Here is a 12,649-nt window from a genome sequence, read left to right as displayed (position 1 = left end):
AGCCTGCCCGATCCCGTCAGTGCTGCACCGGCTGGGAAGAGACGAAGGGGAGAGGCAGAGCCCAGCGCCGGCCGGGAGTTAACCCATGCAGTCAGGGTGACACGGACCCCCGTCATTCGCACTCGGACAGAGTCATCGATGGTGCAGAGCCCCAGTCGAAGCGGCGATCTGCACACCTCGGTGGGCGAGGAGATGCGGACGGTGCCGGCGGGCTGACCGCTGTCAGCCGGTCTGCTGCGGGTCGTCAGGAAGCCCGACGGCTCCTAGGCTGACCCGATGAGTTCCCCGGCACCGACCCGCCCATTCGTGGGTGTAGCGCGCATCGCCGTCGGTGCAGCCGCCGTCGCGGTGATCCTCCACACCTATGCGCTGAGCATTGCGGTCGGCGACCCGAATCCGTTCGACTACTTCGGCTACTTCACGAACCAGACCAGCCTGCTCGCGAGCGCGGTGCTGATCGTCGCCGGATCGGTCGCGCTCGCCCGCCGTCCGACGCCCGTGTGGCTGAGCTACGTCCGCGGCGCGGCGACGGCCTACTCGATCGTCGTCGCCGTGATCTACAACACCCTCGTTCCCGGTACCGGGACGGCCCCGCCCTGGGTCAGCGCCGTCCTGCACGTGGTGCTCCCCGCGCTCGTCCTCCTCGACTTCATCGTCGTCAACGACCGCGGGCCGCTCTCCTGGCGCCGGCTGTGGGTCGTCCTGCCCTACCCGATCGTCTGGGTCGTCGTCGTGCTCGTCCGCGGGGCGACCGACGGGTGGGTGCCGTACGGCTTCCTGCTCCCCGAGAACGGCGTGCCGTCGCTCGTCCTGCACGTCGCCGGGCTGACCTGCGCGGTGATCCTCGCGGGCGCGCTCGTCTGGGCGCTGAGCCGACGCCGCAGATCGGCTGGTTGACGTCCGGTCCTCCGTCGCCGTGGACCATGAGGCGTGCTGATTCCCGACGTCGGGCGCGTCACCTCTCGTGCGTCGCGGCTCGGCCGCGGCGGGCTCTGATCACGCGCGACACGAGATCGATGACCAGCAACCCCGACATCAGTTCAGTCTCGCGAACCCGAGCGCCTTGTGCGCGTCCCTTATGGGGATCGTCGAGCGATCACCTAAACGCCGATTCGTGGACCGACGCACGCCGCATCGCGACGGCGGGACGATAGAACCCCTGGGAGCCGCCGTCTCTCACCATTCGTCGCCCAGCTTGCGGAGCCGGTTGTCCTCCGGCAGGGTCTGGCGCGAGAAGTCGTGCAGAACGTCGGACGACGCCGTTTCCTGTCCGTCGCGTTCAGCTCGTCGGATGGCCGCGAGGACGACGCATGTCACAGCCACGATCAACGCCGCAGCAGTCGTCAACGTCATCCATGTCGGCTGAACGGTCGAACCGTCCGAGCACAGCGGGTTCCAGAGGAACCCCTCTCCGGTCAGGCTGCCTCCGCCGCGGGTCCGGCACGTCTCGCTCGGGTCCCACATGTAGATGGAGGCAACCGCTCCCATGACGGCTGCGAGACCGCCGAAGACCAAGGCGAGAACGACGGGCGTCGCTGCACTCGGTCGCGGGGGCTCTCCAACGGTCATCGGGACATCATGCACTGCACTTCACGGGATCGATCAAGAACCGGAACAACAGAGGCGGCTGCGAGCGCCCCGCAGGGAGGTCATCGCGCAGCGACACTTCACCGACACGCAGAATCTCGTCCGAAGGGAAGCGGAACGGGTTGAGGGAGAGCAGGTCATCCGCCGTCATCCCCGCTCCTCCCTTTCTCGTGAGGTTGGGGCGACCGGATGGAGTGGCCGCAGTTCCCTCAGGGGCCACAGCGCATTGCTCGTGGCCGGGCTCGTGGATGAGCCCAGAGAGCGCGGACGCCCTTTCGTCGTCGCGGGAGCGACGATCGCGGCTGCAGCCGTTCTCTGCGCTCCCGTGTACGACGCCGGTCTAGCCGTCCTCCGGACCGAGGGGGACGTGCCGACAGCTGCTCTCGGTGCGCCCGCCCGACGCGATGATCCCGAACAGCTGTCGAGCCAGCTCGGAACGACGCCGCAAGCGCGCATCAGCTACGGGCAGCGGTATGTCTTCGCGAAGTCGGTTGCCGTGAACTGCCTTCCCTCGGTCATGGAGTTCAGTGACGGGCAGATGTCGTTGTTGTGCGCCGCCGCTACGAAGGGGGTCGCTGCTTGTGGGACGCAGCCGTAGTCCTGGTCGGGCTGGTCGAGGATGCGCAGCTGACCCGTCTCCCCGGCGGCGAGGTGAAGATCGGACCAGGAGCAGGACCAGGTGAGTGAGGCTCCGGTGTCGTTGGTGATGCTGACGTAGTGGGAAGGGCCATGCACTCCGAACAGCAGATCACCTACCCACAGAACCCGCGGCCGCCACGACGGCTAGAGCGCCCAGCGCGATCGACAGTCTCACCGACCGTCGTTGGCGGGGTGGCGTCTGCCGGTCCGGCGAGAGCCCGCTCGGATCCCAACTGTCCAGACCTTCAACCACGGCGTCTCCCCTCAATGGGCGAGAAACGGCCTCGACCGCTGCCCAGCTCGAGTCCGCCCACGGGAGAAGAGTAGGCGTGATGCGGCTCTCACCACGAGGAGCAACCGGCTCGCGACCGAGAGCGTCCGCAAGGCGATCGGTCACAGACGCATTGCGGGACCGGCGATGTTCGTTCGTGAAGTTTGAGACGAAACCGTGCTCTGAGGGCATTCACTACTGAGGGGGTGATGTCGGATGGTCGGTGCTGCTGAGGTGACGCTGGTAAATCGTCTTCGCGGCGGTGACCCTTCGGCGCTGGATGCTCTCTTCCGGATGCACGGCCGCGCGGTCTACCGGGCCGCGGGAAGCTTCCTCGCGGACGCCGGTCATGCCGAGGACGTCGTGCAGGAGAGCTTCTTCCTGCTCTGGCAGCGCCGCTCGGGCGTGCGCATCGTGGGGGAGTCGGTGCTGCCCTGGCTGCTGGTCACGGTACGCAACCTCAGCTTCTCGACCAATCGCCGCGAGCAGCGCCGACGCCACCTGCCCCTCTCCGACGACACCGCCTCTCGCGGCGTCGACGCGGAGGCGAGCGAGCGGCTGCTGGACGTGCGACGTCTGGTCGAGCAGATGAGCGCGACGGACCGCGCGATCTGGACGGCGTGCATCGAAGACGACCTCAGCTACAGCGATGCCGCGGGCTCCCTCGGCCTGTCCCGCGGGACGGTCCGCAACCGCCTCTCGCGGGCACGGGCATCGGTGACGAGAGCCCTGACGGAACGGACAGAGGACCATGGACAGTCGTGACCTGAGCGATGAGCAGCTCGAGCGCATCAGCGCACGCCTCGCGCACCGCATCCGCCGCCGCCGACGTCTTCGCCAGGCCGCGGCGGTGACGCTCGCCGGCATCGCCGGCGCCGTCCTCAGCGCGGCAGTCCTCACGGCGGTGACGACCGAGCGCGGCACTCCGGTCGCAGCGCCCGTCACCTGCTGGGAAGCGGACGGGCAGGGCGTTGCCCTGTCGGGCGAGATCCAGACACCCGCAGAACACTCCACTGCGTCGCTCGCCGCGGCGTGCGCTGCGCTCGCGGGTACCAACGGAGACGGAACGGACGCCGCCTTGTTCTCCCTCGCAGGAACCCAGGTGTGCCAGGAGGGCGGCCGAATCGACATCTTCACGGACCTGACCACCACAGTCGACTGCACCAACCCGCCCACGACCCGGACCGGAGTCGACCAGTGACCTTCAGACGCACGAGAACCCTCGCCCTCAGTACCCTCTGCCTCTCCGCGGCGCTCCTCGCCAGTGGATGCGCGACGAGCGCCAGCAGCCCCGGGTCGCCGTCGACGGCGCAGGTGCCGGGTGAACTGCTCAGCGCCGAAGACGCGACCAAGCCCGTCTACGAGACCACCGCTGTCATCGGCGATCAAGGATCAGGCGGATGGCTGCTCGATCACCCCGTCAGTCTTCGCATCATCGGCATCGACGGCCGGTCGAAGCTAAGCGTCGACGGGCCGTGCAACACGCTGACCTACGACCTCCAGTCCGCGGGTCTGCAGACATCCCTGTGGGTCGTCAGCGGGGACCCCGCGACGACCTACGTCGGCTGCCTCGCCGCCGCTGGCGAACGAGAGCAGTGGCTGATGGACGTCCTGGGCACCAAGGACGTCAGCCTCACCCAGACCTCCACGACGATGCGCATCCGCTCCGGCCCCGTCACCATCGACGCCAACGCCAGCATGACCCCCATCTCCACCGAGACGCCTGCCCAACCAACGGAGACGACGGAGGCCCTGACACCCACCGTCCCGACACAGGGCCCGCCGGGCACCCCCATCGCCGCCGCCGCCTCTGAGGGGCCGATCATCGACGTCCAGCAGCTGACGAACCCGGCGCTCGACCTGGCCAACGGCACCGGAAGACTCCTCTCGACGCTCAGTGCGGAGGAGAAGAAGCAGTACCCGATCTACGCGGTCGGAACCACGTACGAGGAGCTCGCCGCGTATGACCCCGCTCTCGCGGACCACTACTGGGTCGCACAGGACGAGCCGGTCTGGGCGCTGACCGTGCACGCGCCCGCGGAGAGAACAGACGTGCCCTATGGCTTCGACCTCCATCGGGTGGACGTCTTCACCGCCGTCTACGACGGGATCAGCGGAGAGCTCCTGACGTCACAGGGCGATGTCGACCTCGCGTCTCTCGGTGCGCCCGGCGAGCTGATCACCGCCGGATAGATCCTTAGTTACCGTCCGTATGGGAATCCCCAAACGGGACGCCAGAGGCGATGCGGATGAGGCGAAGCGCGCGATTGCTTGGTGGCGCGCTCGCTACGCTCACGTGATGGTCGGCCTCCCGCAGTGGCGCCGGCGAGCTGACGCTCGCCGTTCGCGCCGCGCCCGGTTCCGGGTTCTGCTCGCTGAGGTTTGTGGTGAGTGCTCGCACCCCTGGGTGGAGCACCTCGCGGACGCCGGCCTGGTCGGCAGCCCCGTGTGCTCGGAGTGCGTCTACGAGCTCGAGCATGGGTTCAATAGCGGACCGATTTGTCACCGACCGGTTCCGATCGATGTGTTGAGTCGCGCTGATGCCGCTGCGGCGGCGGCAGGGCAGGGCGGCAGTGATCAATTGGTCGGAGGAGGCCAGATTCGGGTCGCAAAAGAAGACCGTGACGCCTCATGTCAGCGTCCGGCGAGAGTGGTCAGCAGGTCCTGGATGCTCGTCTTCTCGACAACCGGGTCGGGGCTGCCGGCGCGGACGGAGGAGAGAACGGGGTCGATCTGCTGGTCGACGTAGGTCCACGTCTGGCAGTTCGCGGCGCTCAGTGCGGGCTCCGCGTCGTCCCAGGCGGTCTCAAGGTCGGTGGCGCGGGCTTTCGCGCCGGCCTGATCGCCGCTGGTGACGAGGGCGAGGGTGTCGGCGGTGATCGTCTGGAAGTTCTGCACGTCGGCGGAGGGGAAGTCGGTCTGAACGGATGCCTTCGCGTCAGCTGCGGACAGCGTTCCCGACGCATCGCAGGCCGGGGCTGCGCCTTCCGGTGCCGGACTGGTGTGCGGCTGGCTGTTGGTGAAGGCGAGCAGCCCGACGACGGCGACGGCGAGGACCGCGAAGGCGACGAGTGAACGGCGTTCGCGGGCGACTGGCGTGGTGTAGTGCTCGGATGCGCCCTTGTCGACATCGGCCTTGCTGAGGGAGAGGTAGACGACGGTGGCGAGGATCGCGAGCAGGAAGATGATGCTGGTGACGAAGGTGCCGAGCCCGAGGCCCTGCTCGTCGGGGGACAGGCCGAGCCAGTCACCGATATTGGCGCCGAGGGGGCGGGTGAGGATGTAGGCGATCCAGAACGCGAGGACCGGGTTCGCGCCGTAGCGCCAGAGGCCGGTGACGATCGCGAGCAGCGTGAGGGGCAGGAGGATCGAGACGCCAGGGCCCCAGCCGGTGAGCTCGAGAGTCCAGTCGCCGAGGGCGGTGCCGAGCGCGAAGGTGACGAGGACGGTGAGCCAGTAGAACGCCTCGCGCGGGGCGGTGTCGATGCTGTGGATGGAGAGGGTGCGCTCCTTCGAGTACCAGACGCTGAACACGATCGCGAGCAGCACGGAGAAGACGAGGGAGCTGGCCCAGAGGGGGACGCCGAGCTGGTCGGTGAGGATGTCGGTGAGCAGGGTGCCGGTGACGCTCATGACGACGACGGTCAGCCAGTACGCGGCGGGCAGGTAGCGGCGCAGCCGCATCTGGATCGCGAGCACGACTGCGGTGACGATGATGAAGATCACGGCGGTCGCGATGAGGCCGACGCCGAGGACCATGTTGATCCAGTCGGCGAAGCTCTCGCCGACGGTTGTGCAGAGGATCTTGATGATCCAGAACCAGATGGTGACCTCGGGGACCTTGCTGAGCAGCCGCCGGCCGCGGGACGGTGCTGCCGTCGTTGAGATGTCCATGCCCGCAGAGTCTCAGTCGGGAAGTGGGCGGCGGCTCGGGATGCGCCGTGCTGCGTTGTGTTTGCTCACAACGACCCGAAGTACCCGAACGCGATCAGGTCGGTACCGAGCTGAGGGGGTCGAGGCTCTGTGCTTTCACAACGGATGCAGGGGAATCCGCCGCCGCCACAGACGGCTCGTTCATAGCGTGGACTTCTGCGGCGTGCTTCGCGTCGAGAGACGAGGACGACACTGATGCCGAACCGGGAACCCCTACCGGACGGTGCGATCGCGTATCGGGCGGCGCGACGATGGCCGCTGATCTCGGCGGGCCTCGCGGTGCTGCTCACCATCCTCCTGGCCGCGCTGATCTTCTACCGCGAGCACGACAAGCCGTTCGGGTTCGACACCGCCTGGATGAACGAGATCATCGAGCACCGGTCCACGTTCTGGCTGGTCCCGTCGCTGGTGATGAACAGCCTCGGCGGCGGGATCCTCGGGACGATCGTGATTCCTCTGGTCGTCTTCGCGGCGCTGCTGCTCTGGCGCGGTCGCTGGGCTGCGACGTACTTCGCGATCGCCGCGCCGCTCAGCGGGCTGCTGGTGCAGATCCTCAAGAACGCGGTCGGGCGTCCACGGCCGCTGGAGATCCTCGTGAACGCCGACTTCGGCTCCTTCCCCTCCGGACACAGCGCGAACGCGGCCACGACCGCGGTGGTCCTCGCGATCGTCTTCCCCCTGTGGTGGGTCCGGATCGCCGGTGCCCTCTACACGGTGGCGATGATGCTCAGCCGCACCTACCTCGGTGCGCACTGGATCTCCGACACCGTCGGTGGGCTGCTCCTGGGCGCCGGGGTGGCGTTGATCGTCTGGGCGCCGCTCGCGGTCAGGCTGCACACCGAACGTGCTGCATCACCGTCGTTCCGTTGGCGGCGCTTCTCCGGGCACCGTCCGACCAGATGACGGCGGAAGGCAGCGGGCAGCGCTGCCGGTGAGCGGGTCGCTGTGCGCTTGTTCAACGGACCCGGCGAAGCCCCCAGCCCCGGGTGCCGCAGACTGCCCGACCATGGCGGCATGACGCATCTCACCGATCAGCGCCGCCCTCCGCTCCCTCGGATCCGCTCCCGCCTCCTCGCCGGCCGCTACGCCGCCTCGACGGTGCCCGAGGCGACGGCGCTGTTCTGGGTCCTCAAGGTGCTGACGACGGGGATGGGCGAGACGGCGTCGGACTTCCTCGCGACCGCGTTCGACCCGGTGATCGTGGTCGGCGCGACAGGGCTCGCGTTCCTCGCGGCCCTCGCGCTGCAGTTCGCGGCCCGCCGGTACATCCCGTGGGTGTACTGGACGGCGGTGCTGATGGTGAGCGTCTTCGGCACGATGGCCGCCGACGTGCTGCACGTGGTCGCCGGAGTCCCGTACCTCGTCTCGACTCTCGGGTTCGCGGTGGCGCTCGCCGCGGTCTTCGCCCTGTGGTGGCGGGCGGAGCGGACGCTGTCGATCCACTCGATTACGACGCCGCGCCGCGCCGCGTTCTACTGGCTCGCCGTCTCCGGGACCTTCGCGCTCGGCACGGCCGCGGGCGATCTGACCGCGTCGACGCTCGGGTTCGGCTACCTGCCGTCCGCGGTCCTGTTCGCGGCGGTCATCGCGGTGCCGGCGCTCGCGCACCGGTTCACGGGGCGGAACGCGGTCCTCGCGTTCTGGGCCGCCTACGTCGTCACGCGACCGCTCGGCGCCTCGGTCTGCGACTGGCTCGCGGATCCGGTCGACCGGAAGGGCCTGGGCCTGGGCACCGGCCCGGTCACGCTCGCGGCCCTCGCGGTGTTCATGCTGCTGGTAGCGGTGATCGCGCTCCGCCGACCGCGCCCGACCCGTTGAGCGCGGCGCTCAGGCGTCGCGGCCAGCGCGGTTCCTCTGCCGCCAGTAGGTGAGGGCGATGCCGGCGAGGCTGATCACGACGATGCCGACGAGGACGATGTCGATGTACTTCCCGACGAAGTCCGCGACGCCGGGGATCTGCCCGAGGAAGAAGCCGAGGAGGATCACGCCGGTGGACCAGACGGCGGCGCCGAGGGCGTTGAAGCCGACGAAGTGGGCGTAGTGCATCTTCCCGACTCCGGCGGCGACGGGGGCGAAGGTGCGGACGACCGGGACGAAGCGGGCGATGGTGACCGCCCAGCCGCCGAACCGGTCGAAGAACGACTGGGTGCGGGCGACGCTCGAGCGGCTGAAGAGCCCGCTGTCCTTGCGCTCGAAGATCCGCGGCCCGCTCGCGCGGCCGATGACGAACCCGAGCTGGTCGCCGAGGAACGCGGCGGCGGCGACCATCAGGATCACCAGCGGCACCGGCAGGGAGATCACGCCGGTCGCGACGAAGACACCGGTGAAGAAGAGGAGGGTGTCACCGGGGAGGAAGAACCCGATCAGCAGGCCCGTCTCGACGAACGCGATCAGGCAGACCAGGGCGATCGCCCAGGGGCCGGCGCCGTCGAGGAGGGATTGGGGGTCGATCATCGGTTCTCCTTGCGAGAGGTCGGGTCGGGCTGCGTCGCGGGGATGCGGACGTCGACACCGAGGCCGTGGGGGGCGAGGTTGCGGAGTCGGAGCTCGCCGCCGGCGGCCCGGCTGAGCCCGGCGACGATGGCGAGGCCGAGGCCGGCGCCGCCCTCCCGGGAGCGGGCGGCGTCCGGGCGGGTGAAGCGGTCGGTCGCGACGGCGAGGAACGCGTCGGGGACGCCCGGGCCGTCGTCGTCGACGGAGAGGACGATCTCGTCGGCGCGCTCGACGAGGGTCGCGCTGACGCTGCCGCCGTCGGGCGTCGCAGTGACGGCGTTCGCGAGCAGGTTGTCCAGGATCCGGCCGAAATCGGTCGGGGAGATCGGGTACCGGGCGGCGACGATCGAGGCGGGGGCGACGAAGTCGATCGCGAGGTCCCGCTCGCGGGCGAGCATCCGGGCGCGGTCGACGCTGTCGGCTACCTCCTCCCGCAGGGCCGCCGAGGAGGCGTCGCCGGTAGCGATGCCCGCGTCGATCCTCGACAGGATCAGCAGCCCGTCCGTCAGGGACTGCAGGCGGTCGATCGAGCGGCGCGCGTCGACGACATCGGCGTAGAGAGCCGCCGGATCGTCACGGACCCGCTCAGCGAGCTCGAGCCGGGTGCGCAGCGCGGCGAGCGGGGTGCGCAGCTCGTGGCTCGCGTCGGCGACGAGCCGCCGCTCCCGGTCCGCCGACTCCCGCAGGTCCGCGATCAGCGCGTTCAGGGTCGAGGCGAGGTCGGAGAGCTCGTCGCGGGCGGGCCCGACCGGGAGCAGCTCGGTGGAGCGTCCCTGGCGCAGCCGGTCGGCGATCGCGCGCATCCTGCCGACGGGGCGCAGCGCGAGGCCGACCAGGACCCAGGACGTCACAGCGAACGCGACGAACAGGATCGCGAGGGCGATCAGGAGCGTCGTGCTGACGCCGCCGACGACGGCCTCGGCGGTGTCGCGGCTCTCCTCGATCAGCGCCTGCGACGCTCCCGAGCGGACCAGCTCGATCGTGGAGGCATCGAGGATGTGATCGAGCTGCTCGCGCACGACGACCGCGACGATCCCGAAGAACAGCATCGCGACCAGCAGGCTCGACACCGTGATCCGCACCCGGATCGACAGGGACCGCCAGCTCACGGCTTCCCCCCGAGCCGGTAGCCCGCACCCCGACGGGTGAGGATCTCGACCGACGCGCCGCCCGCGGCCAGCTTGCGGCGGAGGTAGCTGACGTACTGCTCCGCGATGTTGTGGTCCACGAAGTCCGCCGACCCCCACACCTCGAGCAGGATCTCCTCCCGCGGCACGAAGTCCCCGGCACGCGCCGCGAGCGCGCGGAGGACTCCGAACTCTTTTGGACTCAGCGGCAGGACGGCGCCGTCGATCGTCGCGGAGTGGGCGTACGGGTCTATGCGCAGGTTCCCGATCATGACCGGCGCGCGATTCGTGAGGTGCTCTCTGCGAATCATGGCTCGTAGGCGAGCGGAGAGCTCCTCGAAGTGGAACGGCTTGGCGAGGTAGTCGTCGGCGCCTGCGTCGAGGCCGAACACGCGGTCCTGCAGGGCGTCGCGGGCGGTGAGCATGATCACCGGGAGCGTGGCGCCGGTCGCGCGCAGGTGCCGGCAGATTTCGAAGCCGCTCATTCCGGGGAGCATCACGTCGAGAACCGCGGCGGCGTAGTCCGCGTCGCGCGCCGCGTTCAGCGCGTCGACCCCGTTCGAGAACAGGGCGACGTCGTAGCCGTCGCCGGTAAGACCCCGCTTGATGAGCTCGCCCATCTCGACGTCGTCTTCGACGACCATCACCGCGTCACGCATCCCGGCCTCCCACGGTCATGCTCGCACCCGTGGCGCGGCGGAACCGGCCTGCTCCGCGGAGATATGCGGCTTCTCAGCGGTACGCACTGCATACAGAGACAGCGCACGTGCACCCCGATCGAGCAGCACGTTCCTGGTGCGCAGACGATCTCGGACGCGGGCACCGACATGGACGCCGACCTCCGGTCGACGCGGTGCTGTGCGCTGCGCGCATTTTGCCTGGAAGCCTTCGGCAGCGTACGGGCCTCCGGCGTCCGCGCAAGCCGCTGCGCGGCCGGCTCCTCCGAGGTTCTCGACACGCGGTCGCTGCGCTCCCTCACATCGCGCCGACAACCTCTCCTCCTCCGCCCTCCGGGTTGCGCTCCCACCTCCGACCCTGCTCGGCACTACGTGCCTTCCAGGCAAAAAAACGCTGGGAGAGAAGGAAGAACAACCGAGCCAGACCACCCCCGCTGGCTTGACAAACCTGATTGAGAATCTTCACCTCTCCGCGGTTTCAACCTATTTCGCTCCACCGGCTCCGTGCCACCGATCCCGAACGCGGTCGCTGCGCTCCCTCACATCGCTCGCTATCGGCGTCACTGCGCCGCCTCCACTCAAACGGTTTTCCCCGCCGGAGAGGCAAAGAAAAACGATCAGCCAGAGGGAGCACCCACACCATGCAGACCACCACCGACTTGCAGACCACCACGAAGACCTACCTCACGCTCGGAGGCACCCGCGCGGTCGACGTCCGCGTCGTGGGCACCGACCCCACGACGACGCCCTCGGTACACGTCACCCGCCGCAAGTCCGGGGACTGGGAGGCGTGGCACTCCGACCAGCTGCACGGCATCACCAGCGGCTCGTTCCGCCACTGCGTCGCTCACGCCCGCCGCGCAGCGATCCGCCGCGCAGCGATCCGCCGCGCAGCGATCCGCCGCGTCGCCCCGTTCCTGAGCCGCTGAGAGGACCACACCATGACCCGCATCGACACCGGCCGCGCGAGCGCCGACCAGCTCGCCCTCATCCTCGCGACCAGCCGCGACGAGGACCCGGAGAACGCCGCCGCGACCGACGTGGAGATTCTCACGCGCACCCGCAACACGCTCGGACTGCCGGGGGAGTGTGGACCCGGCGGGATGCCTGTCTACGACGACGGCACCGCCGAGGCTGCCGCGTTGATTGCGTTCCTGACGCCCGCCGAGTAGCGCGGGGGAGGGGCCGGCCTTCGGGCCGGCCACGAGGGGCGATCCCCTCGCGCTCCCCCGTGTTCCGCCGGAGGCGGGGCGCGAGCTCCGCACGCGCAGCGGTGACGGAGCACCGCCGGCGGGAGCCGCTAGGCGGCAGGTCCTTTGCTCGCCTGGTTGCTGGCCTGGCTCACGCTCGGCATCGCGTTCCTCGTGGGACACGCGGTCATGCGTGGTCATCGGTCGCGAGGAAGTCAGACCTCCGGCGCCCAGATGTCGGCTACGCCGGCCTGCAGGCGCATCTCGCCGAGTTTCAGTTGCTTGCGGAGACGAAGCCGGGTGTAGGGAACCAGGACCACCAGCGCGATGCCTTCCCGATGTTCCGACTCGACTCGGATAGCGTCACCGCTCCCGCTGATCGTGACCACGCTGACGTACGCGACCGCCCGTAACGACTGCCGGTTCTCTCTGCTTGCACGCCGGAGCTCGTCGAGGTCCGCCTGGGACGAGCTGTTCCCGCGACCCGGCTCCGGCTCCACCATGCTCAGAACGCTGCGCCCGTCGGTGTCGATCGAGGCGGAGAACGGGCCGAGCTCACCGCGCTTTCCGAGAGCCTCGACGGCGCGGGTCATCGTCAGATCGAGCAGGCCGTCGAGATCTTCTTGCGCTTCGGCTGACGCCGTCTCACGCCACATCATCATGTGCACAGAGTGTCACAGGCCGCTTTCTCGCGCCGGACGGAACTGCGGTCGCGCAGACGGTCAAAGCCTC

Annotated in this window: 16 protein-coding genes; 8 read left to right on the top strand and 8 right to left on the bottom strand. The window is 69.2% G+C overall.

Annotated features, from left to right (window positions below; all coding sequences use genetic code 11):
• Nucleotides 1–276: 276 nt before the first annotated feature.
• Nucleotides 277–897, top strand: coding sequence for a Pr6Pr family membrane protein (locus C5B93_RS03645; protein ID WP_146078432.1), 621 nt, complete (start codon nt 277–279; stop codon nt 895–897).
• A 279-nt stretch (nt 898–1,176) separates the two neighbouring features.
• Here the strand turns inward: C5B93_RS03645 and C5B93_RS03640 are convergent, their stop codons facing one another.
• The 3 genes from C5B93_RS03640 to C5B93_RS16895 form a co-directional block, all read right to left on the bottom strand.
• Nucleotides 1,177–1,569 carry a hypothetical protein gene (locus tag C5B93_RS03640; protein WP_104250836.1) on the bottom strand — a complete coding sequence of 131 codons (393 nt, stop codon included), beginning with the start codon at nt 1,567–1,569 and terminating at the stop codon, nt 1,177–1,179.
• A gap of 7 nt (nt 1,570–1,576) precedes the next feature.
• Nucleotides 1,577–1,738, bottom strand: a complete 162-nt coding sequence (locus tag C5B93_RS17130) for a hypothetical protein (protein ID WP_181068051.1) — start codon at nt 1,736–1,738, stop codon at nt 1,577–1,579.
• A gap of 308 nt (nt 1,739–2,046) precedes the next feature.
• A complete protein-coding gene (locus C5B93_RS16895) occupies nt 2,047–2,322 on the bottom strand; it encodes a hypothetical protein (RefSeq protein WP_146076568.1) in 276 nt (91 codons plus the stop codon).
• A gap of 391 nt (nt 2,323–2,713) precedes the next feature.
• On the opposite strand from C5B93_RS16895, the gene C5B93_RS03630 reads away from it, so the two are divergent.
• The 3 genes from C5B93_RS03630 to C5B93_RS03620 are packed head-to-tail and all read left to right on the top strand — an operon-like array spanning nt 2,714 to nt 4,690.
• Nucleotides 2,714–3,262 carry an RNA polymerase sigma factor gene (locus C5B93_RS03630; protein WP_104291801.1) on the top strand — a complete coding sequence of 183 codons (549 nt, stop codon included), beginning with the start codon at nt 2,714–2,716 and terminating at the stop codon, nt 3,260–3,262.
• Nucleotides 3,249–3,698 (top strand): hypothetical protein, encoded by a 450-nt coding sequence (locus tag C5B93_RS03625; RefSeq protein ID WP_104291800.1) that lies wholly within the window; start codon nt 3,249–3,251, stop codon nt 3,696–3,698. Before C5B93_RS03630 ends, C5B93_RS03625 begins: the two co-directional genes overlap by 14 nt.
• The gene (locus C5B93_RS03620; protein ID WP_104291799.1) at nt 3,695–4,690 is read left to right on the top strand and encodes a hypothetical protein; all 996 of its coding nucleotides are present in this window, start codon (nt 3,695–3,697) and stop codon (nt 4,688–4,690) included. The genes C5B93_RS03625 and C5B93_RS03620 overlap by 4 nt, the downstream gene beginning before the upstream one ends.
• A 441-nt stretch (nt 4,691–5,131) precedes the next feature.
• Here the strand turns inward: C5B93_RS03620 and C5B93_RS03615 are convergent, their stop codons facing one another.
• Nucleotides 5,132–6,391, bottom strand: coding sequence for a hypothetical protein (locus C5B93_RS03615; RefSeq protein WP_104257592.1), 1,260 nt, complete (start codon nt 6,389–6,391; stop codon nt 5,132–5,134).
• Between the two features lie 234 nt (nt 6,392–6,625).
• Between C5B93_RS03615 and C5B93_RS03610 the strand changes: the two genes are divergently transcribed.
• Together C5B93_RS03610 and C5B93_RS03605 are read left to right on the top strand one after the other, a co-directional pair.
• On the top strand, nt 6,626–7,333 hold the full coding sequence (locus C5B93_RS03610; RefSeq protein ID WP_104250831.1) for a phosphatase PAP2 family protein: 708 nt from the start codon (nt 6,626–6,628) through the stop codon (nt 7,331–7,333).
• Nucleotides 7,334–7,444: 111 nt separating this feature from the next.
• Entirely contained in the window at nt 7,445–8,248 is an 804-nt protein-coding gene (locus C5B93_RS03605) for a hypothetical protein (protein WP_104250830.1), read from the top strand.
• Nucleotides 8,249–8,257: 9 nt separating this feature from the next.
• Here the strand turns inward: C5B93_RS03605 and C5B93_RS03600 are convergent, their stop codons facing one another.
• From C5B93_RS03600 to C5B93_RS03590, 3 genes are read right to left on the bottom strand one after another with little or no spacing between them, the layout of a single operon-like run.
• On the bottom strand, nt 8,258–8,884 hold the full coding sequence (locus C5B93_RS03600; protein ID WP_104257591.1) for a DedA family protein: 627 nt from the start codon (nt 8,882–8,884) through the stop codon (nt 8,258–8,260).
• Nucleotides 8,881–10,032 carry a HAMP domain-containing sensor histidine kinase gene (locus tag C5B93_RS03595; protein WP_104291798.1) on the bottom strand — a complete coding sequence of 384 codons (1,152 nt, stop codon included), beginning with the start codon at nt 10,030–10,032 and terminating at the stop codon, nt 8,881–8,883. The genes C5B93_RS03600 and C5B93_RS03595 overlap by 4 nt, the downstream gene beginning before the upstream one ends.
• Nucleotides 10,029–10,709 carry a response regulator transcription factor gene (locus C5B93_RS03590; RefSeq protein ID WP_104257589.1) on the bottom strand — a complete coding sequence of 227 codons (681 nt, stop codon included), beginning with the start codon at nt 10,707–10,709 and terminating at the stop codon, nt 10,029–10,031. The genes C5B93_RS03595 and C5B93_RS03590 overlap by 4 nt, the downstream gene beginning before the upstream one ends.
• Before the next feature lie 659 nt (nt 10,710–11,368).
• Between C5B93_RS03590 and C5B93_RS03585 the strand changes: the two genes are divergently transcribed.
• Together C5B93_RS03585 and C5B93_RS03580 are read left to right on the top strand one after the other, a co-directional pair.
• Nucleotides 11,369–11,656, top strand: a complete 288-nt coding sequence (locus tag C5B93_RS03585) for a hypothetical protein (RefSeq protein WP_104291797.1) — start codon at nt 11,369–11,371, stop codon at nt 11,654–11,656.
• Between the two features lie 12 nt (nt 11,657–11,668).
• Nucleotides 11,669–11,899 (top strand): hypothetical protein, encoded by a 231-nt coding sequence (locus C5B93_RS03580; RefSeq protein WP_104291796.1) that lies wholly within the window; start codon nt 11,669–11,671, stop codon nt 11,897–11,899.
• Nucleotides 11,900–12,132: 233 nt separating this feature from the next.
• Here the strand turns inward: C5B93_RS03580 and C5B93_RS03575 are convergent, their stop codons facing one another.
• Nucleotides 12,133–12,579 carry a hypothetical protein gene (locus C5B93_RS03575; protein ID WP_104291795.1) on the bottom strand — a complete coding sequence of 149 codons (447 nt, stop codon included), beginning with the start codon at nt 12,577–12,579 and terminating at the stop codon, nt 12,133–12,135.
• Nucleotides 12,580–12,649: the final 70 nt, after the last annotated feature.

Origin of the sequence: Rathayibacter sp. AY1A2 (assembly GCF_002930935.1) — a bacterium.
In the GTDB taxonomy this organism is placed as follows: domain Bacteria; phylum Actinomycetota; class Actinomycetes; order Actinomycetales; family Microbacteriaceae; genus Rathayibacter.
Note: the sequence above shows the minus strand (reverse complement) of the source record. Positions and strands in the feature narration are given on the sequence as shown.

Coding starts and splice junctions, on each gene's coding strand:
- C5B93_RS03625 (WP_104291800.1), top strand. CDS start 3,249: ATGGACAGTCGTGACCTGAGCGATGAGCAGCTCGAGCGCATCAGCGCA.
- C5B93_RS03630 (WP_104291801.1), top strand. CDS start 2,714: ATGGTCGGTGCTGCTGAGGTGACGCTGGTAAATCGTCTTCGCGGCGGT.
- C5B93_RS03640 (WP_104250836.1), bottom strand. CDS start 1,569: ATGACCGTTGGAGAGCCCCCGCGACCGAGTGCAGCGACGCCCGTCGTT.
- C5B93_RS03600 (WP_104257591.1), bottom strand. CDS start 8,884: ATGATCGACCCCCAATCCCTCCTCGACGGCGCCGGCCCCTGGGCGATC.
- C5B93_RS03605 (WP_104250830.1), top strand. CDS start 7,445: ATGACGCATCTCACCGATCAGCGCCGCCCTCCGCTCCCTCGGATCCGC.
- C5B93_RS17130 (WP_181068051.1), bottom strand. CDS start 1,738: ATGACGGCGGATGACCTGCTCTCCCTCAACCCGTTCCGCTTCCCTTCG.
- C5B93_RS03575 (WP_104291795.1), bottom strand. CDS start 12,579: ATGATGATGTGGCGTGAGACGGCGTCAGCCGAAGCGCAAGAAGATCTC.
- C5B93_RS03610 (WP_104250831.1), top strand. CDS start 6,626: ATGCCGAACCGGGAACCCCTACCGGACGGTGCGATCGCGTATCGGGCG.
- C5B93_RS03580 (WP_104291796.1), top strand. CDS start 11,669: ATGACCCGCATCGACACCGGCCGCGCGAGCGCCGACCAGCTCGCCCTC.
- C5B93_RS03615 (WP_104257592.1), bottom strand. CDS start 6,391: ATGGACATCTCAACGACGGCAGCACCGTCCCGCGGCCGGCGGCTGCTC.
- C5B93_RS03645 (WP_146078432.1), top strand. CDS start 277: ATGAGTTCCCCGGCACCGACCCGCCCATTCGTGGGTGTAGCGCGCATC.
- C5B93_RS03585 (WP_104291797.1), top strand. CDS start 11,369: ATGCAGACCACCACCGACTTGCAGACCACCACGAAGACCTACCTCACG.
- C5B93_RS03590 (WP_104257589.1), bottom strand. CDS start 10,709: ATGCGTGACGCGGTGATGGTCGTCGAAGACGACGTCGAGATGGGCGAG.